The organism is Paraburkholderia heleia NBRC 101817, from assembly GCF_000739775.1.
Lineage (GTDB): Bacteria > Pseudomonadota > Gammaproteobacteria > Burkholderiales > Burkholderiaceae > Paraburkholderia > Paraburkholderia heleia.
This window is the reverse complement of record NZ_BBJH01000010.1, coordinates 23,921-44,733: the sequence shown is the minus strand read 5'-3', so window position 1 is coordinate 44,733 and position 20,813 is coordinate 23,921. Positions and strand designations below refer to the sequence as shown.

Below are 20,813 nucleotides of genomic sequence, written 5' to 3'. Positions count from 1 at the left end.
GCGCCCTTTACGCGAACCGGCGTTGTCGACGAGGGGTGTGCCGGATTCGCCGCCGGCCGCCGTTTTGCCGATGGCGTCAGATTCAAGGGCCGTCTGGGGTCCGTCAGTTGTCACGCGTCGATTTGGCATTGCGGATGACTCTCGAGAGGAACACGTCCGTATTGAACGCTTCGCCAATCGATTAGTAAAATGAATGTTCTTACCCGTACGATTACTTTTCCGAATGGAACTGAAATTACTGAGGACGTTTCTGACGGTTACGGAGCTGCGCCATTTCAGTCGCGCGGCTCACGCGCTGCACATGAGTCAGCCGGCTCTCAGCAAGCAGATCGGCGCATTGGAGGCGAGCCTCGGTGGCAGGCTGTTCGAGCGCGGTCGGCACGGTGCGCAGCTCACGCCATTCGGCGAGACGTTCCTGGCTGATGCGCAGGCGCTCGTACGCGACGCGGATGAAATCCTGTTGCGCGCACGTGAAGCAAGCAGCGGGCGGCATGGCCATCTGCGTCTCGGGATCTGCCTGTCCGTATTGACGATTGTGCCGAAGCTCATCGCTGACTTTCGGGAGCAGCATCCCGCTGTCGCCGTTACGCTGAGCGATCTTTCTTCCGCGGAGCAAACGCGTCGTCTTCTGGCGGGTAAGCTCGATGCCGGTTTCCTTCGCTTGCCACCCGCGGATGGCCTTTCGTCGTTCAAAGTCGTAGACGAGCAACTTGCGCTCGCCTTGCCGCCGCACCTTCGGTACACACGCCTTCCGGCGGATCTCGACGTCCTCAATGAAATCGGCTTTATTTCGCTGGTTCGTACACGCGGGCCGGGGCTCGCCGCACAGATCGACCGATGGTGCGTCGAACATCGCTTTGTGCCGAAAGTGACGCAGCAGGCCGAAGACATCCAGTCGGTCCTTACGTCGGTCGCCGCGGGCGTGGGCATGGCATTCATCCCTTCTCGCGCACGCCACCTGCTGCGGGATGCTACGGTACTGCCGCTACACGGCAAAAACGCGAAGTGGCGCGTGGGACTCGCGTGGCCTTCGATGCGGGAAGATCCCGTTACGGCGCGCTTCGTTGCGTACTTGCGCGCCTGCCTGGCTGACCGGGGGCCGGGTCGCCGCCGCCTCACGGATCCGTCGCACGCCCTATAGCCGATTCTCGGCAAGCATGGTTTCGAATCCCGTCCGATACCGCCGCGCGAGCGTGGATGCGGTTTCGCGCAGTGATTCGCCATCGGCCGCGAGTGCATTGGCAACCGTTTCGGCAAGATTGTCCGGATTCACGACACCCGCGAGACCTGCTGCTTCCCATGTCCGCACATAGGCCTCATGCTTGTTTCCCTCGCAAGCATGTTGAGGATGACTGATATTGATGCGGGGAAGCGCGTACGCCATCGCAACAATGCGACCGTGCAGGCTGCTGCCGCAATAAATGCGGCTTCCGGCGATCAGCGCACAGATGTCCCAGACGTTCAGCGAAGCAAACACGCGTACGTGAGCCGCGCGCAGTCGCGCCGCGAGCCGCTCGTACACGGCCAGGTCGTCATGCCAGGGAGCGGCGCCCGCGCGAAACAGCACGATACCCAGGCCATGCTCCTGCGCTGCGAGTTCGAGCTGGGCCGCTAGCGTATCGAGCGTTGCGTCGTCGCCGAAGTCGGCGCTGAATTGCACGGCTGCATAACCGTGAGGGAACGCCTGCCGCACGTCGCGCGGCGCCAGGTTGGCGGCGTGCCGGCGTATTGCCGTGCCGAACAGGACCGCCGTCATGGCGGCGGGGTCCGGTATCAGGCGGGCTTCGATACCCCGTTGCGCGAGCAGCGCCTGGGTTTGACGGTCGCGCACGCTCACTGCGTCCGCGGACTGCAGCGCGGCGAGCACGTCGGCTTCCAACTGCGCACTGCGCGCATCCAGATCGACGCCTCCCACCGCGTTGAACGAGAGGTGCTTCACGCACACGCCCGGCAACGCGGACTTCGAGAGCACATATGGCGCGAGCGACGCAACGCCAACATGCTGTTGCGCCCACGCGCGCCCGTCGCGAAGCCATTCATGTTCGGCGGCAATGAGCGCCGGCACGCGCCGCGGCGGTGCGAGCATCACGGCGGCCTCCCACGCATTGCAGGTCAGCAGTTCGCCGCCTGCGTGTATCACGTTCACACGGCGCTCATGCGAGAAAGCGGCAATGCGCGCGAGTGCGACTGCGGCAGGCCCGCCATCGCCATGCGGATCGCGCGCGGCGAGCCCGGCGAACAGCAGTTCGCGGCGCGGCAGCATGCGCGCCACCACCTGAGCGATCAGCAGGTCGCCGAAGTTGTGCCGGTCGAACGCGCCGAAGATCACCGTGGGCGTGGATGCCATGCGAGCCTCAGGCCGTGCTTCTGTTCCATGTCCGCCAGTCCCGTACTTTTCGATCCAGACGGCGCCGCAGCGTGAAATCGGGCCGCAAGTCAGGCCGCAACGTGCGGCTCACCATACTGACATAAGGAAGCCTTAAGCATTCTCGGGGAAACTGTCCGACTTGCCGACGTGTTTTCCCTGCGTATGAAAACGGTCTACTCCGAACTGAAGAGCGCGCGCCTGCGCCCTACATCCAGCCGCGTGGCCGTGCTGAAGGTGTTTCATGATGCACCGCACGAGCATCTGACGGCCGACCAGGTCTTTCGCCGCATTGCAAAAGATGTCGAGCAATGCAGCCTGGCGAGCGTATATCGCGCGCTTGCACAACTGATGGAATCGTCGCTGCTCGACAGCACGTGGGTTGGCGAAACGCGTGTGGTGTACGAGCTTGGACGCGGCGCGCCGCACGCGCACCTCGTGTGCGAGAGCTGCAAGACTGTGGAGGACATCGACGAGCCCGCGCTGCAGGAACAGCACGCCGCCATCGCTGCGGCGAAGCGCTTTCGCTATACGCATTCCAGTCTCGTCGTTTTCGGGCTTTGCGCCCAGTGCGCCGCGGCATCGTCGTGAACGGGCGCGTGGCGGCCACCATGGCGTGGAGGCTTTGCATCCCGATCGCGCCGTGCTCCATGTCGAAGGTCAGCACGTCCACGCCGCTCGCCGCGAGTACCTGTACGAGCCCGACGCCCGGCAACTCGGCAGCTTGAGCGCATCGTCGCCCCATACCGGCTAACATGACATTCCGCCTGCAGTCTCGCACTGACTCGCAAGGACCTGCGCGGCGAACTAACCGGAATACAGGAGCGAAAGAAAATGCTTTTCCGCAAGACGATGTTGGCCGTAGCCGCATTCAGCGCCGTGCTGGCCAGTGCCGGCGCGAATGCCCAGATCGCGGGCGCGCAGCCCTTGAGCGTTTCGGTCGAGCAGTCGCAGGCGCTGCTCGAAGGCTGGAGCGTGAAGAAGAGCGTACTCGGCAAGCCCGTTTATAACGACGACAACGTGAAGATCGGCACCGTGCGCGACCTGATCGTGGCGCCGGACGGCTCGGTTTCCGCGGCCATCGTTTCGGCGGGCGGTTTTCTCGGCGTCGGCTCGCACGACGTGGCCGTGCCCATCGCATCGCTCGACGTGCGCCAGGGCAATCTCTATCTGCCAGGCGCAACCAAGGAAGCGCTGAAGGCCACGCCCGCGTTCCAGTACGCGAAGGTCGAGTCGCCGCCGAAGCCGAAGAAGGTCGAAAAGCAGCAGTAAGCCATCTCCGTCGCGATTCAGCAGCCGCACTTCCAGTCCGGTTGCTGCAATGCCATACCATGCAGGCCGCGATATTCGGCGACAGGCGGCGAGGACCAGCCCTCCAGCAGCGCCGGCGCCAGCCGGTAGATCTCGATGCCGAGCGGCCGGCAGACTTCCAGCGGGTCGCGCGCATCGGGTCCCCACATTGGCAGCGAGAGGTCGCCGCCGGGGCAGGTCGAAAGCGCGCACAACAGGTCGATCTCGGCGAAAAACTCGAGGTAGTCGCCCTTCTTTGCCGGGCAGGCCTTCATGAAGTACTTGTCCTCCAGATTCAGGCCGGTGCACTGGAACACATTGAGCACGTCGTGCACGTCGTATTCGGTGAGTCCGTACGGCGCGATGGCGCGCGTGAGATTCGAGTGACAGTGGAAATGAAAGTCCTCACCGGTCAGCATGCGGTTCACGTAGGGGTCGCACCGTGTCCCGAGCAAGTCGTGAACGCGCCCGCCATGCTCGTCCACGCCGTAGCCGGCGAGGCTGTCGTCGGTGATGGTGACGAGCGGTCGCAGGAAGGGCAGCGTCGACCACAGGCGGTCGAAGGTGCTCACGTGCGCCTGCTGGAGCTGGCGTGTGCGCGAAGCCCACATGCGCTCGCGCGGATCGTGCCGGTTCCACAGGTTGAGGTCGGCCACCTGCGGGCCTTCGATCGTCACGATGCGGAACACGTGCCCCGCGCTTATGCTCCAGGCTTGCCCCGCGCGTATCGGCACAACGATCGATTCGATTAGCTCGCGCTGATCCTGCTCTTCGGCGATGCGGCGGTAAAAGGGCTTGTTCACGTCGAGCGCGGAGCCCTTGGTCGACTGGTAGGCGGCGGGATAATTCAGCATTGCCTCGTACTCCTGTATGAACCCCATGTGCACGCGTTTGCGATGCCGATGGTGCATGGCTGAACCCTCGGGGGATGTCTGCTGGGGAGTATAGGAATCGCGCAACGGTAAGCCAAAGATTGTTCAGCAGCGGGAAGGCCGGGGAGTCGCGGACCTTTTGCGTGTTTGGGCCTGCCGCGCTTGCGCGGCGCCTTCGTGTACAGTTCGCTTACTTCATGACTGCGGCGCCTGCTTCCGGGGCGAGCGCAGCCCAACGAGACGCGACGGTACATGATCAGACTGGAAGACCTCGTCATCTTTATTAGTGCGGCGGACAACGGAAGCCTCTCGGCAGCCGCGCGCCAGCTCGATCTCACGCCCGCCGTGGCGAGCGTGGGCCTCAAGCGCCTCGAAACGGAACTCGGCACGCGCCTGCTCGCACGCTCCACGCGCAGCCTGCGCCTCACGCCGGACGGCGAGCGCTACCTCGTATACGCGCGCGGCGTCATGGAGCAGGTGGAAGCCGGTCAGAACGCCGTGGCGCATGGGCGCAAGATGATCGGCGGCACGGTGTCGCTGTCGATTCCCTCCGACCTCGGGCGCAACGTGCTCGCGCCCTGGCTCGACGACTTTCAGGCGCAGCATCCTGCGGTGTCGCTCCAGGTGCATATTGGTGACCATGTGACCGATATGTTCCGATCGCCGGTTGCCGTGGCGGTTCGCTACGGCGTGCCCGAAGATTCTTCCCTCGTGGCGCTGCCGCTCGCGCCCGAAAACCGGCGCGTGCTGTGCGCCGCGCCCGGCTATTTCGCGCGTCACGGCAAACCCGCGACGCCTGCCGATGTCTCGCGCCACAACTGTCTGTGCTTCGCGCTGAGCGACATGCTGCACGACCGCTGGACCTTCTACAGCGGCGACGAAGCGAGCGTCGTGAACGTGCAAGGCGACCGCAGCAGCGACGACGGCGAACTCGTGCGCCGCTGGGCCGTGGCGGGGCAGGGCCTGGCGTACAAGTCGCGTCTGGACGTGCTCGCCGATATCAAGGCGGGCCGCCTCGAAACCGCGCTCGACGCGTTTCAGGGCGAAGGCGCGCCGCTGCATCTCGTCTGTGCCCACCGCACGATGCTCTCGCCGACGGTCAACGCACTGCGCGATTGGCTGCGCGATCGCATTGCCGCGTTTCTTGCCTGACGCTTGCCTGACGTGTGATCGCGCAGCAAGTCCGCTCGCGGGTCCGATACCGGCCCGATCGCCATCGGCGCCGGCATGCATGCGCCTTTCCCATCGCTGCGCCGCCCGATCGTCCTCTCGATCTTCAAAGCTGTTTTGAAACTGAATTCGCCGCTTGCCGCTATGCGCGCCGAGCGCACTGGCCGATTATTCGTATCAGTACGAACGGCACGGAGGCTTGAATGATCGTCGCGATAGGCCGCTTTTATCTGCGAACAGACAAGATTTCGCATTTCGAGGCGGCCTGGCTGCGCGTATGCCCGCTGCTTGTGAACAAGCCGGGTTATCGCGGGCATCGCCTCGGTCCGCAGTGCGAAGACGAAGGCTGCTACGTGCTGGAAGTGGAATGGGACTCGCTCGACGCGCAGAGCGCGTTCATGATGCACGGCGATTTCCAGACCTTCCTGCACACGCTATGGCCGTACTTCTCGGCCGACCCCGACCTTTATCACTTCGCGCCCCTCGTTCAACAAAGCCGGTTTCCCGCAATTTGACTGCCCGGAGGTATTCACGATGAAAGCGATTGGTTATTACCGCAGTCTCCCCATCAGCGACCCCGAATCGCTGATCGATCTCGAACTCCCTGACCCGCAGCCGGGCCCGCGCGATCTGCTCGTTGAAGTGCACGCGGTGTCGGTGAATCCGGTCGATGCGAAGGTGCGCGCGCGCATGGCGCCCGAAAACGGCGAGCCGAAAGTGCTCGGCTGGGACGCGAGCGGCGTCGTGCGCGCCGTGGGCCGGGACGTGACGCTCTTCAAGCCGGGCGATCGCGTGTGGTATGCGGGCTCGCTGCTGCGCCCGGGCACCAACAGCGAATTGCATGTGGTGGACGAGCGCATTGTGGGCCACATGCCGCAAAGCTTGAACTTCGCCGAGGCGGCCGCGCTACCGCTCACCTCCATTACGGCCTGGGAGTTGTTGTTCGACCGGCTCGGGGTGGCTGAGGGCACGGTGCCGTCCGGCGACTCGCTGCTCGTGATCGGCGCGGCCGGCGGCGTGGGTTCGGTGCTCGTGCAGTTGGCAAGCAAGCTCACCGGCCTCACGGTGATCGGCACGGCGTCGCGGCCCGAAACGTCGAAGTGGGTGAGCGAGCTGGGCGCACATCACGTCATCGATCATACGAAGCCGCTTTCGCAGGAACTCAAGCGTATCGGTATGGAGGGCGTGGACTATATCGCGAGCCTGAATCAGACCGACCGTCACTTCGACGAGATCGTCGCTTCGATCAATCCGCAGGGGCATGTCGCGCTGATCGACGACCCGGAGCTGTTCGATTTCCGCAAGCTCAAGACGAAGAGCGTGGCCCTGCATTGGGAGTTCATGTACACACGTTCGATGTTCGGGACGAAGGACCAGATTCAACAGCACCGCCTGCTCGAGCGCATGGCTTCGCTCATCGACGAAGGCGTGTTGCGCACGACCCTCAATGAGAGCTTCGGGACCATCAATGCGGCGAACCTGCGCCGGGCGCACGAGTTCGTGGAAACCAACCGCTCGCGCGGCAAACTCGTGCTCGAAGGCTTTTAAATCACGCGGTTCGGTACTCGAGTGCACAGTCGAACCCACAACCGGCCGTGCTCACGACCCGCCGGAAGCGGTTGGGCTCGTTGCCTGAACGGCTCGACGGCAAACCACGCCGTCGAGCGCGAGCGCCTCAGCGCGAAGTGTCGGGGCGTTTCCAGTGCGCGTTGGCGTGCTTGTCCGTAATGCGGACCTTGGCCAGCAGCGGCTTATAGCCCCGCAGGACGATCTCGCTGATCGCGAGAAGCTCGGAACGAAAGATGTTCTCGGCGAATTTGCTGCCGTCCGCGAACTCCAGGGCGTAGCCATCGATGGGCCCCCATTGGCCTCTCGGTAACGGTTCGATATACACGTCCATCATCAATCTCCATTGAATAACAAGCGAATAAGAAGCGTCATTGGTTTCAGTCTATCGCAGTGAAGGACACCTTCCCTGCGGGTTTTTGGCGCCGAAATTGGCTTGTTGTTCAATGACTTACGTGATGTCTTTCACGATAAGAGAAGGTCTCCTTCCATGTGCAATTGCCGGCCTGCCTCCGCAAGCGCGGAATTTGCATACACCGGGCGCGCATTGCACGATATGAAAGAAGCGCGTGCGTGCATTCACTCCGGCTCGCGATGCCGATATGACGTCGCCGCCCGCACCCGCGCTGGTTACGCGCTGGTTACGAATACGCCTTGTCCGTGAGAGCCGCGCTCTTGCGGGCGTCGCGAATGAAAATGGCCGAGAGCACCGCGCCAGTGAGCGCAACCACGCCGGCCAGCGCGAACGCCGTGGCGAACGAACCGCTGCGCTCCACCAGAAAGCCCGTCACGGCCGGCCCGATCACGCCCGAAAGGCTGCCCACGCAGTGCATGCAGCCGCTCACGCTGCCCACCTTGGCGGAATGCACGACGTCCTGCACGATTGCCCAGTAGAGCGCGCCCGTCACATAGAGCAGGAAGAGCGCAATGGACATCAGCGCGATGGCCGCGGCAGCCGTATGCACGAGGCCCGCAACGCCCACGCACACGCCCGTCGCCGCGAGGCAAGTGGAAAGGACGAGCTTGCGGGAAAGCATGAGCTTGCCGGTCCAGCGGAAGATCGCATCGGAGATCGCGCCGCCCGCCGCGAGGCCAACGGTGCCCACGAGCCACGGCACGACGGTGGCGAGACTCATCTCGCGAATGTTGAGGTGATGCGCCTGCACGAGGTAGCTCGGGAACCAGCTCAGAAAGAAGAACAGCACGTAGTTATAGGCGAAGAACGCTACGGCCGTCGCGATCACGAGCGGCTGGCGCAGCCATGTCGAGAGCGGCGCAGCGGCGGCGCTCTCGGGCACCGTGTGGGTCGTGTGCGCGACGCTCGATCCCCGCCGTGTGGGCTCGGCTTCGTCGAGCGTGCTGACGAAGCGGCTCTCCGAAGGACGGTCGGCGGTGAGCAGCATCCATGCGACGCACCATACGAGGCCAATCGCGCAGATGATCCAGAACGCCGGGCGCCAGCCGAAGCTGATCGCGAGCAGCCCGATCACCGGGCCGGCAATCGCGCCGCCAAGCGGCGAGCCGGCGCTCAGGAGCCCCATGGAGGTCGCCGCGATGTCGCGCGGCATCCAGTTGTTGACCATCTTGTTCGCGCCGGCGCAGAGCGGCCCTTCGGCCATGCCGAACAGCACGCGCAGCACGAGCAGGCTCGCGAAGCCCACGGCCGCGGCCGTGAGCCCGCAGAAGATCGACCACAGGCCGACCGCGAGGACGTACACGATCTTCGGCCCGAGCCGGTCGCTTGCGATGCCGCCCACGAAATTGAAAAGCGCATAGCCGACGAAGAAACTGCTGAACACAATGCCCATCTGCGCCGCATCGATGCCAAGGTCCTTTTGAACGAGCGGCGCAGTGATCGAGAGCGCGACCCGGTCGAGGTAGTTGATGCCGTAGACGAGGAATAACAGGAATACGGTTACCCATCCCATCGTGCGTTGCTTCATGTTCGGTCTCCAGTCTCTAAAGATATCGGCACGCGTGCGGCTTCAAGCCGGCGCGGGGCCGGCCAGCAGCGCGTTCGTGCCGTGCCGGCGCAGCGATTGCAGATGCCGGGCGAGCCGTTCGGCGAACGCCTGCGGCCAGGGCGTCGCGCCAAATACGCTCGCGTGCGAGAGTGCGGCTTGCACGGCGTCGAGCGCCGCGCTCGCGCCGCGCAACCTCGCGGCGAGCCCGGGGGCGCCAGGATCGCTGATGACGAGCGACGTGCCCGCGTCGCTGCGTTCGGCCGCGAGGTAGTGGAGCCAGGCGGCGAGCGCGCGTTCGAGATGGGGACGCTCGATACCACGCACCACGCTCTCGCGCAACGCGGGTAGCCAGCGCACCGGCACTTTCTGCGTGCCGTCCGACGCAATCTGGCTGGTACGGTGCGCAAGCGTTGGGTTGGCAAAGCGCGCCAGAAGATCCTGGCAATACGAAGCAACGTCGAAGCCGGGCGGCACCGTCACGGTGGCGAGCAGGTCCTCGATCATCAGCGCGCGTACGAAGGCGGCCATGGCGGGATCGTTCATTGCATCGGAAACGGTTTCGCGCCCGCGCAACTGGCCCACGTACGCAATTGCCGAATGCGAGCCGTTCAGGAGGCGCAGTTTCATGGCCTCGTACGGCTGCACATCGCGCGTGAGCAGCGCGCCCGCGTCTTCCCACGCGGGGCGCGGGCCGCTGAAGCGGTCTTCGATGACCCACTGGGTGAACGGCTCGCATACGATCGCGGCTTCGTCGCGCAGGCCGAGTCGCGCGGTAGCCGCGTCGAGCGACGCGGGCGTGGCGGCCGGCACGATGCGATCGACCATCGTGTTGGGAAACGCGATCGTCTCGCCGATGCGGCGCGCGAGCGCCGGGTCGAACTGCTGCGCATACTGGATCAGCAGTTTGCGCAGTGTGTCGCCGTTGGCCCGCATGTTGTCGCAGCAGACCACCGTGAGCGGCGCGCTCACCGGGCGGTTGCGGATGCCTGCGGCAAGTACGCCAAGCGTGGTGCGCGGCGCCTCGGGTGTCATGAGGTCGCGGCGGATGGCTGGGTCGCCGGCGTCCAGGTCGGCGCTGGCGGGCGCGACGTTGTAGCCCTTCTCGGTCACCGTCAGGCTCACGATGGCCACACCGGGGTCCGCAATCGTGCCGAGCACCCGGTCCATCGCCTCGGGTGCGTAAAGCGAGCCACGCAGCGCGCCGACCACGCGGCTCGCCGCCACCTCGCCGCTGCGCTCGGTCACCGAATAGAGGTGGTCCTGGGCGGCCAGCGCCTGCGGCACGCGCCGCTCGCGCAGGCTCACGCCGACGATGCCCCAGCGCGTGTCGCCGCGCTCGAGCAGCGCTTCCGTATAGAGCGCCTGGTGCGCGCGATGAAACGCACCCAGCCCGAGATGGACGATGCCGGGGCGCACGCGTTGGCGGTCGTACCCCGGTTGGCGTACCGTCGTCGCAGCGTTTGTTAGTGAGCGCTCACACAGAAGGGATATCGTCATACCCGTGTACCATGGTAGGAGTGCGGATGGCCGAAGCTTAATCCGATGTTTTATCTCGTTTTATCGGGGTTAACGCTATGCAGTTACCGAAAAGCGAATTTGCTACCATGGTACAAACAGCTTCCCGTTATCCTCAATGAGCCAGACCGTCATCGAACCGCAAGAGGGCACCGTCCTCGCCGCACTGAGCGGGTTCGTCGCCAATCCCGATACTTCCTATCGCCCGCAGGTGCATGCCTTCCTGCGCGACGCCATCGTGCGTGGCGCGCTGCCGCCGCACGCAAGCCTTTCAGAAGCCGCGATCGCCGAGGCGCTGCAGGTGAGCCGCACGCCGGTGCGCGAAGCGCTGGCTCAGCTCGCCGACGAACATCTCGTAAACATCTATCGCAAGGTCGGCACGATCGTCGCGCCGATCTCCGTTTCGCAGCTCGAAGAGGGACGCTTCGCGCGCAGCACGCTCGAATGCGCGAACCACGTGCAGCTGGCCCAGACCATCACGCTCGACCAGCTCTCGGAGTTCGGCCGGATCGTCGATGACCAGCGCGACGCCGTCGCGCGCGGCGACGTCGATCGCTTTTTCGATCTCGACGAGCTGATGCACCGGCGCCTCTTCGAATTCGCGGGCCGCTCGCATGTCTGGGAAATGCTGCAGCCCATGAAGCGCCAGTTCGACCGTGTGCGCTGGCTGCTGCTCGATCGTGTGGCGGACCATGCGCAGCGCGCGCTGCGCGAGCACGAGCTGATCCTCGCGCAAATGGCCTCGCGCAACTTCGCGCAACTGGGCGCGACGGTGGCGAGCCATATCGACCGCGTGGGCTCGCATCTGCCGGAAGTGCAGGCGCGCGTGCCCGACTATTTCGTCGAATGAAAGAGAGTGGAGAGAGCCATTGAAGATTGAACGGTTGCAGACGATCGTCACCTGCCCCGGCCGCAATTTCGTGACCGTGAAGATCGTGACCGACGAAGGCGTGTACGGTCTCGGCGACGCGACGCTCAACGGCCGCGAACTGGCCGTGCGCGCGTACCTCGAAGATCACGTGTTTGCGTGTCTCGTGGGCCGCGACCCGCGCAATATCGAGGACATCTGGCAATACCTCTATCGCGGCGCGTACTGGCGGCGCGGCCCGGTCACGATGACGGCGATCGCCGCGATTGACATGGCGCTCTGGGATATCAAGGGCAAGCTCGCGAACATGCCCGTGTATCAGCTGCTGGGCGGCAAGAGCCGCGAAGGGCTGATGGTCTACGGCCATGCAAACGGGCGCGACCACGAGGAAGCCATCGACGCGGTGCGCCAGCATGTGGAGGAGGGCTACCAGGCGATTCGCGTGCAGTCGGGGGTGCCCGGTCTCGACAAGGTGTATGGCGTGGGCAAGGTCAAGGGCGAGTACGAGCCCGCCCAGAAGGGGCTGCCGCCCGAGGAGCCGTGGGACACGGCGCTCTATCTGCGCCATACGCCCGAACTCTTTCGCAAGGTGCGCGAGGCCGTAGGCTTCGGCCCGCATCTGCTGCACGACGCGCACCACCGCCTCACGCCCATCGAAGCCGCGCGCCTTGGCCGCGATCTCGAGCCGTATCGCCTCTTCTGGCTGGAAGACGCGACACCGGCCGAGAACCAGGAGAGTTTCCGCCTGATTCGCAGCCATACGAGCACGCCGCTCGCGGTGGGCGAGGTGTTCAACTCGATCTGGGACTGCAAGGATCTGATCCGCGAGCAGCTCATCGACTATATCCGCGCGACCATCGTGCACGCGGGCGGCATTACGCATATGCGCCGCATTGCCGATTACGCGGCCATGTACCAGGTGCGCACCGGCTTTCATGGCGCCACCGATCTTTCGCCGGTCTGTATGGCCGCCGCCGTGAACTTCGGCCTGTGGGCGCCGAACTTCGGCATTCAGGAATTGATGCCGCATAACGCGCTCACGAACGCGGTGTTCCCGCATCAGTACCGCTTCGAGAACGGTTTTCTCGTGATGGACGACGCGCCGGGGCTCGGCGTGGACATCGACGAGACGCTGGCCGCGAAGTATCCCTATGAACGCGCCTATCTGCCGGTCGCCCGCCTGCGCGACGGGTCGATGTGGAACTGGTAAGCATATCTGATCAAATAGACATGGAAGCGTCTGCTATGTTGAGCGTCGTCGTCGATCGACCGAACAGCCTCGCCGTGCGCGAAGTGCCCCTGCCCACGCCCGCAGCGGCGGAGGTGCGGGTACGCGTGCGTTATGCGGGCATCTGCGGCTCGGACCTGCACATCTATCGGGGGCACAATCCGTTCGTGACGTATCCGCGCATCATCGGCCACGAGTTCGTGGGCCGCATCGAGTCCGTGGGCGAGGATGTCGATGCCGCGCGCGTGGGCGAACTGGTGGCCGTCGATCCCGTCATCAGCTGCGGGCATTGCCACGCATGCCAGATCGGGCGGCAGAATGTGTGCCGCAATCTCGTCGTGCTGGGCGTGCATCGCGACGGCGGTTTCAGCGAGTATGTGTGTGCGCCCGCACGCAACGCGTACCGCATTCCCGAGCGTATTGCGCAATCGTGCGCGGCAATTGTGGAGCCCTTCGCCGTGGCGGCGAACGTCACGGCACGCACCGGCGTGCTGGAAAGCGACGTTGCGTTGATTTACGGCGCGGGCACCGTGGGGCTGACGATCCTGCAGGTGCTCAAGCGCGTGTACGGCTTGCGCGCGTTCATTGCGGATCAGCTCGACGAACGGCTCGAGCTCGCACGCAGCTGCGGGGCGCAAGTCGACGAAACGATCAACACACGCAACGAGCCGCTTGCCGACGCGCTGCGCGCGCGCGGCGTGGAAGACGGCCCAACGCTGATTTTCGACGCGGCGGGCCATCCGTCCATTCTCGAAGAAGCGGTGCGGCTCGCGGCGCCCGCAGGACGTATCGGAGTGCTCGGTTTTTCGTCGACGCCTTCGGCCATCGCACAGCAGGAGCTGACGAAAAAGGAGCTCACGTTGTGCGCCTCGCGCCTGAACTGCGCGATGTTCCCGACCGTGATCGACTGGCTGGAGCGCGGCCTCGTCACGCCGGAATCGATCATCACGCACAAGGTGGATTTTCGCGAGGTGAGCAACGCGTTCGAGCTGGCGGAGCACAAACCGCGCGAAACCTGCAAGGTGTTGCTCGACTTCGGCGCGTAACACGACAACTGCGCAATCACGCGTCCTCTCCGCTGCCGGCTTCCTTCACGAGCCATTGTTTGAATGCGCGCATGGCGGGCGTCGCCGTCTTCCCCTTTTGAGACGTGAGCCAGTAGCTGCCTGCCTGCACTTCGATATCGAAGGGCCGCACGAGCCTGCCCGCCGCGAGATCGCGCTCGAACATGGAAGCCGGGGCGAGCGCGATGCCCGCGCCCTGCATCGCCGCTTCCACCATGAGCCGCGACGAATCGAATACGGGCCCGCGCACGGGGCGCGGCGCGAGCCCGGCGGCCTCGAACCAGAGCGCCCAATCGTCGGCGCGATACGAGCGCAGTAGTTTTTCGTTGGCGAGATCGGCGGGACTATCCAGGCGCTGGGCAATATCGGGCGTGCAGAGCGCGGTGAGCGGCGCGTCGAACAGCTTCGCGGCGCGCGAACCAGGCCAGGTGCCGTCGCCGAACCGGATGGCGAAGTCGAGGCCTTCGCCCGCAAGATCGACGAGATTGTTGTTCGTCATGATGCGCAGCTCGACGAACGGATGCGCGTCGTGAAACGACTTCAGGCGCGGCATCAACCAGCCCACCGCGAAAGTGCCCACGGCGCCCACGGTCAGTACCTCGTGAAAGTGGCCGCCTTCGAATTGACGCAACACGGCTTCGATGCGGTCGAATGCGTCGGTGAGCACGGGGCGCAGCGCGAGACCTTCGTCGGTGATCGCGAGGCCGCGCGGCAGACGCTTGAAGAGGGTCGCGCCAAGCCGCTCCTCGAGCGTGCGGACCTGCTGGCTCACGGCCGCCTGGGTGACGTTCAGCTCGCTCGCCGCGCGCGTGAAGCTCAAGTGCCGCGCGGACGATTCGAAGGCGCGCAAGGCATTGAGGGGCAGATACGTTCGCATGATCAAGCCATAAGTTTTCCTGGGGCAGGGTGCAATTTATCATCGTTTGTCACCACACGGAGAACACGCGATAGTGGCGGCTCTTCAAGGAGAGGCCATGATCACGCGGCGTAGATTCACGATGACGGTATTAGGCAGTGCGATAGCTGGTGTTGCATCTCAGGCGTTTGGCGCGGGCGCTGCGAGCACGACGAACGCGACATCAACGGGGTCGCTCGAAAAGCAGCTCGCCGCCATCGAGGCGCAGGCGGGGGGCCGGCTCGGCGTGGCGATGCTCGATACGGCGAACGGACACGTGCGCGGGTGGCGCATGCAGGAGCGCTTTCCGATGTGCAGCACGTTCAAGGTATTGCTCGCATCGGCCGTGCTGACGCGCAAGGATCACGGCAAGGAGGACCTGGCCCGCAAGATCGTGTATTCGCCTGCGCAAGTCGTGTCGTATTCGCCGGTGAGCGGACCGCGAGCGGGCAGTGAGGGCATGACGGTTGCCGAACTGTGCGAAGCCGCGCTCACGCGCAGCGACAACACGGCGGCGAACCTGCTGCTGGAGAGCATTGGCGGCCCTTCGGCGATCACGGCTTTCGCGCGCAGCATCGGCGATCCGGTCACGCGCCTCGACCGCAACGAGACCACGCTCAACGATGCGATCCCCGGCGACCCGCGCGATACGACCACGCCCGCCGCCATGGTCGCGAACCTGCGCGAATTGCTGCTGGGCGAGCGTCTTTCTTCGGCGTCGCGCGAGCAGCTCATTGCATGGCTCGTCGCCAACAAGACTGGCGACGCGCGTTTGCGCGCCGGCTTGCCGAAGGACTGGCGCGTAGGCGACAAGACCGGCACTGGCGACCACGGCACGGCAAACGATGTGGCGATTGTCTGGCCCACCGGGCGCGCGCCCATTCTCGTCACGGCGTACCTGACGGGCGCGGCCCACGCGAGTTCGGCGCAGCGCGACGCGGCGATCGCGCAAGTCGGAGCAGTGGTGGCGAGCCTCCAGGCAAAGGGCCACGCGCGGCGGTGAAGTGGTGGTCCGCGTGGCGGATACGATGCGTAGCCGGGGCGTTTATATCCTGATGCGGTGAGTACCGCATCAAAGCACGCCGAGTGTGGACTTCGGCTCCAGAAACGCTTCGATCCCGAAGGTGCCGTACTCGCGCCCGATCCCCGATTGCTTGAAGCCGCCGAACGGCGCGGCCGGCTCATGTGCGAGCGTGTTGACGAGCACGCGGCCCGCTTCGATCTGCGCGGCCACGCGGCGCGCACGCGCGATATCGGGCGAGACCACGTAGGCCTGCAGGCCATAGGGCGTATCGTTGGCGATCTCGATGGCATGTTCGGTGTCGCGATACGCGATGATCGAAAGCACCGGCCCGAAAATTTCCTCGCGCGCGATGGCCATATCGTTCGTCACGCCGCTGAACACGGTGGGACGCACGAACCAGCCCGACTCGATACCTTCGGGCCGACCCGCGCCGCCCGCAATCAGGCGTGCGCCTTCGTCGATGCCGATGCGGATATAGCGCTGCACGCGCTCCCATTGTTTCTGGCTCACCATCGGGCCGACACTCGTGCGTGTGTCGCGCGGATCGCCCGCTTGAATCTGCGCCACGGCGTTCACGACGCGCGTTTCGAATTCGACGAGCCGTGACTGCGGCGCCAGAATGCGCGTGCCCGCAATGCATGCCTGCCCGCTGTTCATGAAGCCGGCCTGCAGCGCGAGCGGCACGGCTTCGTCGAAATTCGCGTCGTCGAGCACGAGGACGGGCGACTTGCCGCCCAGTTCGAGCGTCACGCGCTTGAGCGTTTCGGCCGCCGTGCGCAGAATCGTTTTGCCGACCGCGGTCGAACCCGTGAACGAAATCTTGGCGACGTCGGGATGTTCGGCGATGCGCGCGCCCACGGTGTCGCCGCGGCCCGTGACGATGTTGAAGAGGCCAGCAGGCAGGCCCGCCGAATGCAGCGCCTCGGTCACGATGTGCGTCTGGAGCGCGCTCATCTCGCTCGGCTTGATGACGGCCGTGCAGCCCGCAGCGAGCGCGGCCGCGAGCTTGCCGCAGATGAAGCCTGCGTCGCTGTTCCAGGGCGTGATCAGCCCGGCGACGCCCAGCGGCTCCATGGTGACTTCTGCCGTGCCCGCGCGCCGCGTGAACGCATAGCTTTCCAGCGTCTTCGCGGCGTCGCGCAGCACGTTGGAGGCGTGCTGCGCCATCCAGCGGCCGCGCGAGACCGGGGCGCCGTATTCTTCCACGATCGTTTCGAAGAGCGCGTCTTCGCGCGCGACGACGGCCTCGTGCAGCGCCATGAGCATCTCGATGCGCTGTGTCTTCGGGGTGCGCGAAAACGCCGGGAACGCGCGCTTCGCGGCGGCGATGGCTGTGTCCGCATCCGCCGCGTCGGCCAGACGCACGCGACCGATCACGGCCTCGGTCGCGGGGTTGAAGAGGTCGAAGTACTCCTCTCCCTGCGGCGTGACGAACGCGCCGTCGATATAGATCTTGTCGATGATCTGCATGGCTGCTCCAGAAAACGTGAGTCGATGCAGGCAAGATAGACGTCTGACATTGCGTTGACTAGCCGTACAATGGCGCATGACCTGTTGAACGATTCGGGACAATGAAAACATCGGGCCTGGTGGAACTCGAAGCCGTGCTGGCTGTGGCGCGCCATCGCAGCTTTCGCGCGGCGGCGGATGAACTGAGCGTGTCGACCTCGGCGCTCAGCCACGCGGTGGCGGCGCTCGAAGCGCGCATCGGCGTGCGGCTCTTCAACCGCACGACGCGCAGCGTGGCGTTGACAGAGGCCGGCGCGCAGTTCGTGGGCAGTGTCGCGCCCGCGTTGTCCACGATCCGCGAGGCGCTCGACCAGGCGGGGAGCTTTCGCGACACGCCCTCAGGCACGCTGCGCATCAATGCTTCGGTGGGCGCGGCGAAACAGGTCATGCCCGTGTTTATCGCTTATCTGCAGCGCTATCCCGAGATGAAGCTCGATCTTGTCACGGAAGGGCGGCTCATCGACATCGTGGTCGAAGGCTACGATGCCGGCATTCGCCTGGCCGAAACGGTGCCGCAGGACATGATCGCGGTACCTTTCGGCGACCGACAGCGATTCGCCGTGGTTGGCAGTCCGGAATACTTTGCCAGGCATGAGCGGCCACGCACGCCCGCCGATCTCAAGTCGCACCGCTGCATACGCAGCCGCATGCCGAGCGGGCAAATCGACCAATGGGAGTTCGAGCGGCGCGGGCAGGCCGTGCGCGTGGACGTGGACGGCGCGTTGACGCTCGACGAGCCCGATCTCATGCTCGCAGCGGCGCGCGCCGGACTCGGCCTCACGTATTTGACCGAGTGGAACGTGAACGCGGATCTGCAGGCAGGCACGCTCGTGCGCGTGCTGCAGGACTGGACGCCGCCACTCGACGGACTCTGCCTCTACTATCCCGGGCGGCGGCACGCGCCGGCGGGATTGCGCGCGCTGATCGAGACGATTCGGGAACATGCCGATGCTGTGCGCGAGCGCGTGAGCGTGCCGGTGAAGAAGAGCCGGCGCTAGTTGGCGATGGGCCGATAGCGTCAGCCATTACTGTCGCACTTACATCACCCATACACATCTGTTGCATTTCCCCGACAAATATTAGGTCTATTTTCTAAATAATAATAGTTCGCATTATCATCTCGGCTCTTTCGCTGATCGGGGCCGGATGGTAGCGCGGCCCGGACAGCGCCGGTTGAACGCAAAGAAGAAGGGAAAGCATGGCTTCGGGGAAGCGCGCATCGCGCACGCGCATGTCGCAAACGCGCACGCAACAATGGCGCAGGATCTGCGCGCACGCGATCATCCACTCGATGCTCGCGGCGGGCATGGTCGGCATCGCACAGGCGGCGCACGCAGCCAATGCCGACGCGGCTAGCGCAGTTGCAAACCCGACCGCCCCAGCCGACGAAGCCACCCAGCTCGCGCCCGTCAAGATCACGGGCAGCAACACCCAGGGCTACGCACCGCAAACCGTCGAGACGGGTCAGTACCGCGGCATGGATGCGCTCGACGTGCCGGCCACGGTGAACGTCGTCACGCGCTCGGTCATGGACGCCCAGGGCGACACCGGCCTCTACGACGCGCTGCGCAACGTTGCGGGCGTGACGCGCCAGCAGCTCAATGGACTCGCGTACGACAACCTCTCCGTGCGCGGCATCCCGCTCGACAATCGCTCGAGCTTCTATCTCGACGGCCTGCTTCCCATCGACAACAACATCTGGATGCCGATGGAGAACAAGGAGCGCGTGGAAGTCCTCAAGGGGGCGTCCGCGCTGTACTACGGCTTCGGCGCGCCGGCGGGAATCGTCAACATGGTGATGAAGCGCGCGGGCAGCGAGCCGGTCACGAGCCTTTCAGTGCTCGGCGACTCGAACGGTTCGATCGGCGCCGCCGCCGACATCGCACGCCGCTTTGGCCCGGGCGGCCAGTTCGGCATTCGCGTGAACGCGATGGACGAGCACGTCGAAACGCCCATCGAAGGCGACCGCGGCTACCGCAAGTTCGTGAGCGCCGCGCTCGACTGGCGCGCGAACGACAAGCTCAAGCTGCAATACGACTTCGAGCACATCGAAACGCGTATCGTCGAACAGGCCGGCATCGCGCCGCTTGCCGCCGTGAACGGCAAGATCACGCTGCCCGCGATGCCCGACCCCTCGAAGCTGCTCGTGCCGAACGACCTGCCGACCAATGCGAGCGCGACGTCGCAGCTCGTGCGTGCCGACTACGCGTTCAACGACCACTGGAGCGCGATGCTCTCGCTCGGCCAGTCGATCACGCGGCGCGACCGCTGGGCCTGGGTGTTCCAGAAGTACAACGTCGCGACCGGCGCGGGCACGCTGCAAGGCAGCCGGCAGTTTGGACAGATGTACGAGAACAAGAACGTGCGCCTCGAAGTGAACGGCGACTTCAAGACCGGACCGTTCACGCATACGGTCACGACCGGTGTCGTGCAGAACTGGTTGTTTCAGCCGGACTTCACGACGTACACGTATACGGCGGCGCAAAACCTCTACGATCCCATCGACATCACGACGCTCAAGCAAAGCGGCAGCACGCGGCAGTTCTACGCGCAGCACGTGCGCAACAGCGGCGTTTATTTGTTCGACCAGATCGACATCACGCCACGCTTGCAGGTCGTGGCCGGCGTGCGCCGCTCGGAGTACATGACCTCGCAGGCCGGTACACCGAACTCCGATATCAACCACACTTCGCCATCGGGCAGCATCACCTACCGCATCACACCGCAGACGAGCGTCTACGCGAGCTACGTCGAAGCGCTCGAATCGGCGGGCAGCGCGCCGGCCACGGCCGTCAACGCGAACCAGATCCTGCCCGCGGCAGTGAGCCGGCAGCAGGAGGTGGGCGTGCGCACGCGCCTCGCCGGCAATACGCTCGTATCGCTTGCGCTCTTCAACCTCAAACAGGCCAGTGCCGGGACAAACGCCGATAACGTCTATGTGATGGACGGCAACGCGCGTTATCGCGGCGTGGAGTTTTCGGTGCAGGGCGATGTGACGAAGGACGTTTCGCTCACTGCATCGACCGTCTATCTCGACGCGAAGCAGATCGATTCTTCCGACCCGACGCTCGTCGGCAAGACGCCGGAGAATACGCCCCACGTCACGGCAAGCCTGTTTGCCGAATATCGCATGCCCATGCTTGCGGGTCTTTCAGTGAATGGCGGCATCTACTACGTGGGGCCGCGCCAGGTGAACAACGCGAACCAGGCACAGATTGGCGGCTATACGCTGTTGAGCGCAGGCGTGCGTTACGCCACGCGAGTGTACGGCAAACGTGTTTCGGTGCAGGCGAATCTGGAGAACGCAGCCAACCGGCGCTACTGGAGTGCGGCAGGGTCGAATCAGCTGGGCGTGGGACTCGGACGCACGCTTGAATTGACCTCAACGCTGGAGTTTTAAGCGTCGGCGCGGGCTTCAAAAAATCTTCGCGCGGGGCCTTCAAAAATGCGCGACGAGTCGATACAATGGCGACCCTTCGAGCC

19 protein-coding genes are annotated in these 20,813 nt (G+C 64.8%); 12 read left to right on the top strand and 7 right to left on the bottom strand.

The features are described from left to right. Nucleotides 1–223: 223 nt before the first annotated feature. Entirely contained in the window at nucleotides 224–1,141 is a 918-nt protein-coding gene (locus tag BHE01S_RS11275) for a LysR family transcriptional regulator (protein WP_042263817.1), read from the top strand. Here BHE01S_RS11275 and BHE01S_RS11270 read toward each other — a convergent pair. After that, the gene (locus tag BHE01S_RS11270) at nucleotides 1,136–2,347 is read right to left on the bottom strand and encodes a polysaccharide pyruvyl transferase family protein (RefSeq protein WP_042263816.1); all 1,212 of its coding nucleotides are present in this window, start codon (nucleotides 2,345–2,347) and stop codon (nucleotides 1,136–1,138) included. The two genes, BHE01S_RS11275 and BHE01S_RS11270, sit on opposite strands and share 6 nt — an antisense overlap. Nucleotides 2,348–2,530: 183 nt before the next feature. Here BHE01S_RS11270 and BHE01S_RS11265 point away from each other — a divergent pair, with 183 nt between their 5' ends. Next, the gene (locus BHE01S_RS11265; RefSeq protein WP_042263815.1) at nucleotides 2,531–2,956 is read left to right on the top strand and encodes a Fur family transcriptional regulator; all 426 of its coding nucleotides are present in this window, start codon (nucleotides 2,531–2,533) and stop codon (nucleotides 2,954–2,956) included. A 243-nt stretch (nucleotides 2,957–3,199) separates the two neighbouring features. Next, on the top strand, nucleotides 3,200–3,637 hold the full coding sequence (locus BHE01S_RS11260; RefSeq protein ID WP_042263814.1) for a PRC-barrel domain-containing protein: 438 nt from the start codon (nucleotides 3,200–3,202) through the stop codon (nucleotides 3,635–3,637). A 17-nt stretch (nucleotides 3,638–3,654) separates the two neighbouring features. Here BHE01S_RS11260 and BHE01S_RS11255 read toward each other — a convergent pair whose 3' ends face one another. Continuing rightward, on the bottom strand, nucleotides 3,655–4,509 hold the full coding sequence (locus BHE01S_RS11255) for an urea carboxylase-associated family protein (protein WP_042263917.1): 855 nt from the start codon (nucleotides 4,507–4,509) through the stop codon (nucleotides 3,655–3,657). A gap of 270 nt (nucleotides 4,510–4,779) precedes the next feature. On the opposite strand from BHE01S_RS11255, the gene BHE01S_RS11250 reads away from it, so the two are divergent. The 3 genes from BHE01S_RS11250 (at nucleotide 4,780) to BHE01S_RS11240 (ending at nucleotide 7,245) form a co-directional block, all read left to right on the top strand. After that, nucleotides 4,780–5,679, top strand: coding sequence for a LysR family transcriptional regulator (locus tag BHE01S_RS11250; RefSeq protein WP_042263812.1), 900 nt, complete (start codon nucleotides 4,780–4,782; stop codon nucleotides 5,677–5,679). 221 nt (nucleotides 5,680–5,900) lie between these two features. Then, a complete protein-coding gene (locus tag BHE01S_RS11245) occupies nucleotides 5,901–6,212 on the top strand; it encodes an antibiotic biosynthesis monooxygenase family protein (protein WP_042263809.1) in 312 nt (103 codons plus the stop codon). 19 nt (nucleotides 6,213–6,231) lie between these two features. Beyond that, nucleotides 6,232–7,245, top strand: a complete 1,014-nt coding sequence (locus tag BHE01S_RS11240; RefSeq protein WP_042263807.1) for a zinc-binding alcohol dehydrogenase family protein — start codon at nucleotides 6,232–6,234, stop codon at nucleotides 7,243–7,245. 127 nt (nucleotides 7,246–7,372) lie between these two features. Here the strand turns inward: BHE01S_RS11240 and BHE01S_RS11235 are convergent, their stop codons facing one another. The 3 genes from BHE01S_RS11235 to BHE01S_RS11225 form a co-directional block, all read right to left on the bottom strand. Then, the gene (locus BHE01S_RS11235; protein WP_042263805.1) at nucleotides 7,373–7,600 is read right to left on the bottom strand and encodes a hypothetical protein; all 228 of its coding nucleotides are present in this window, start codon (nucleotides 7,598–7,600) and stop codon (nucleotides 7,373–7,375) included. A 304-nt stretch (nucleotides 7,601–7,904) separates the two neighbouring features. Next, on the bottom strand, nucleotides 7,905–9,206 hold the full coding sequence (locus tag BHE01S_RS11230; protein ID WP_042263803.1) for an MFS transporter: 1,302 nt from the start codon (nucleotides 9,204–9,206) through the stop codon (nucleotides 7,905–7,907). A 42-nt stretch (nucleotides 9,207–9,248) separates the two neighbouring features. Further along, on the bottom strand, nucleotides 9,249–10,724 hold the full coding sequence (locus BHE01S_RS11225) for a mannitol dehydrogenase family protein (protein ID WP_042263801.1): 1,476 nt from the start codon (nucleotides 10,722–10,724) through the stop codon (nucleotides 9,249–9,251). A 136-nt stretch (nucleotides 10,725–10,860) separates the two neighbouring features. On the opposite strand from BHE01S_RS11225, the gene BHE01S_RS11220 reads away from it, so the two are divergent. Genes BHE01S_RS11220 through BHE01S_RS11210 form a run of 3 tightly spaced genes read left to right on the top strand, consistent with a single transcriptional unit; the run spans nucleotide 10,861 to nucleotide 13,884 of the window. Then, entirely contained in the window at nucleotides 10,861–11,592 is a 732-nt protein-coding gene (locus BHE01S_RS11220) for a GntR family transcriptional regulator (RefSeq protein ID WP_042263800.1), read from the top strand. A 19-nt stretch (nucleotides 11,593–11,611) separates the two neighbouring features. Then, nucleotides 11,612–12,820, top strand: coding sequence for a D-mannonate dehydratase ManD (gene manD, locus BHE01S_RS11215; RefSeq protein ID WP_042263798.1), 1,209 nt, complete (start codon nucleotides 11,612–11,614; stop codon nucleotides 12,818–12,820). 35 nt (nucleotides 12,821–12,855) lie between these two features. Then, nucleotides 12,856–13,884 (top strand): Zn-dependent oxidoreductase, encoded by a 1,029-nt coding sequence (locus BHE01S_RS11210; RefSeq protein ID WP_042263795.1) that lies wholly within the window; start codon nucleotides 12,856–12,858, stop codon nucleotides 13,882–13,884. A gap of 16 nt (nucleotides 13,885–13,900) precedes the next feature. On the opposite strand, the gene BHE01S_RS11205 is transcribed toward BHE01S_RS11210, so the two are convergent. After that, nucleotides 13,901–14,779, bottom strand: a complete 879-nt coding sequence (locus BHE01S_RS11205) for a LysR family transcriptional regulator (RefSeq protein WP_042263914.1) — start codon at nucleotides 14,777–14,779, stop codon at nucleotides 13,901–13,903. A 121-nt stretch (nucleotides 14,780–14,900) separates the two neighbouring features. Here BHE01S_RS11205 and bla point away from each other — a divergent pair, with 121 nt between their 5' ends. Further along, nucleotides 14,901–15,800 (top strand): class A beta-lactamase, encoded by a 900-nt coding sequence (gene bla / locus BHE01S_RS11200; RefSeq protein WP_407669498.1) that lies wholly within the window; start codon nucleotides 14,901–14,903, stop codon nucleotides 15,798–15,800. 69 nt (nucleotides 15,801–15,869) lie between these two features. On the opposite strand, the gene BHE01S_RS11195 is transcribed toward bla, so the two are convergent. Beyond that, on the bottom strand, nucleotides 15,870–17,291 hold the full coding sequence (locus BHE01S_RS11195) for an aldehyde dehydrogenase family protein (RefSeq protein WP_042263791.1): 1,422 nt from the start codon (nucleotides 17,289–17,291) through the stop codon (nucleotides 15,870–15,872). 101 nt (nucleotides 17,292–17,392) lie between these two features. Between BHE01S_RS11195 and BHE01S_RS11190 the strand changes: the two genes are divergently transcribed. Further along, complete coding sequence (locus tag BHE01S_RS11190; protein ID WP_042263789.1) at nucleotides 17,393–18,328, top strand: LysR family transcriptional regulator; 936 nt, start codon at nucleotides 17,393–17,395, stop codon at nucleotides 18,326–18,328. Nucleotides 18,329–18,528: 200 nt separating this feature from the next. Then, the gene (locus tag BHE01S_RS11185; RefSeq protein ID WP_084068752.1) at nucleotides 18,529–20,730 is read left to right on the top strand and encodes a TonB-dependent siderophore receptor; all 2,202 of its coding nucleotides are present in this window, start codon (nucleotides 18,529–18,531) and stop codon (nucleotides 20,728–20,730) included. The last annotated feature ends 83 nt before the right edge of the window (nucleotides 20,731–20,813 follow it).

Excerpts from the sequence above, each read along its gene's own strand:
- BHE01S_RS11255 (WP_042263917.1), bottom strand. The coding sequence starts at position 4,509 with ATGCTGAATTATCCCGCCGCCTACCAGTCGACCAAGGGCTCCGCGCTC.
- BHE01S_RS11195 (WP_042263791.1), bottom strand. The coding sequence starts at position 17,291 with ATGCAGATCATCGACAAGATCTATATCGACGGCGCGTTCGTCACGCCG.
- BHE01S_RS11230 (WP_042263803.1), bottom strand. The coding sequence starts at position 9,206 with ATGAAGCAACGCACGATGGGATGGGTAACCGTATTCCTGTTATTCCTC.
- BHE01S_RS11185 (WP_084068752.1), top strand. The coding sequence starts at position 18,529 with ATGGCTTCGGGGAAGCGCGCATCGCGCACGCGCATGTCGCAAACGCGC.
- BHE01S_RS11275 (WP_042263817.1), top strand. The coding sequence starts at position 224 with ATGGAACTGAAATTACTGAGGACGTTTCTGACGGTTACGGAGCTGCGC.
- BHE01S_RS11210 (WP_042263795.1), top strand. The coding sequence starts at position 12,856 with ATGTTGAGCGTCGTCGTCGATCGACCGAACAGCCTCGCCGTGCGCGAA.
- BHE01S_RS11225 (WP_042263801.1), bottom strand. The coding sequence starts at position 10,724 with ATGACGATATCCCTTCTGTGTGAGCGCTCACTAACAAACGCTGCGACG.
- BHE01S_RS11260 (WP_042263814.1), top strand. The coding sequence starts at position 3,200 with ATGCTTTTCCGCAAGACGATGTTGGCCGTAGCCGCATTCAGCGCCGTG.
- BHE01S_RS11220 (WP_042263800.1), top strand. The coding sequence starts at position 10,861 with ATGAGCCAGACCGTCATCGAACCGCAAGAGGGCACCGTCCTCGCCGCA.
- BHE01S_RS11205 (WP_042263914.1), bottom strand. The coding sequence starts at position 14,779 with ATGCGAACGTATCTGCCCCTCAATGCCTTGCGCGCCTTCGAATCGTCC.
- BHE01S_RS11235 (WP_042263805.1), bottom strand. The coding sequence starts at position 7,600 with ATGATGGACGTGTATATCGAACCGTTACCGAGAGGCCAATGGGGGCCC.
- BHE01S_RS11240 (WP_042263807.1), top strand. The coding sequence starts at position 6,232 with ATGAAAGCGATTGGTTATTACCGCAGTCTCCCCATCAGCGACCCCGAA.
- BHE01S_RS11270 (WP_042263816.1), bottom strand. The coding sequence starts at position 2,347 with ATGGCATCCACGCCCACGGTGATCTTCGGCGCGTTCGACCGGCACAAC.
- BHE01S_RS11190 (WP_042263789.1), top strand. The coding sequence starts at position 17,393 with ATGAAAACATCGGGCCTGGTGGAACTCGAAGCCGTGCTGGCTGTGGCG.
- BHE01S_RS11245 (WP_042263809.1), top strand. The coding sequence starts at position 5,901 with ATGATCGTCGCGATAGGCCGCTTTTATCTGCGAACAGACAAGATTTCG.
- BHE01S_RS11250 (WP_042263812.1), top strand. The coding sequence starts at position 4,780 with ATGATCAGACTGGAAGACCTCGTCATCTTTATTAGTGCGGCGGACAAC.
- BHE01S_RS11265 (WP_042263815.1), top strand. The coding sequence starts at position 2,531 with ATGAAAACGGTCTACTCCGAACTGAAGAGCGCGCGCCTGCGCCCTACA.
- bla (WP_407669498.1), top strand. The coding sequence starts at position 14,901 with ATGACGGTATTAGGCAGTGCGATAGCTGGTGTTGCATCTCAGGCGTTT.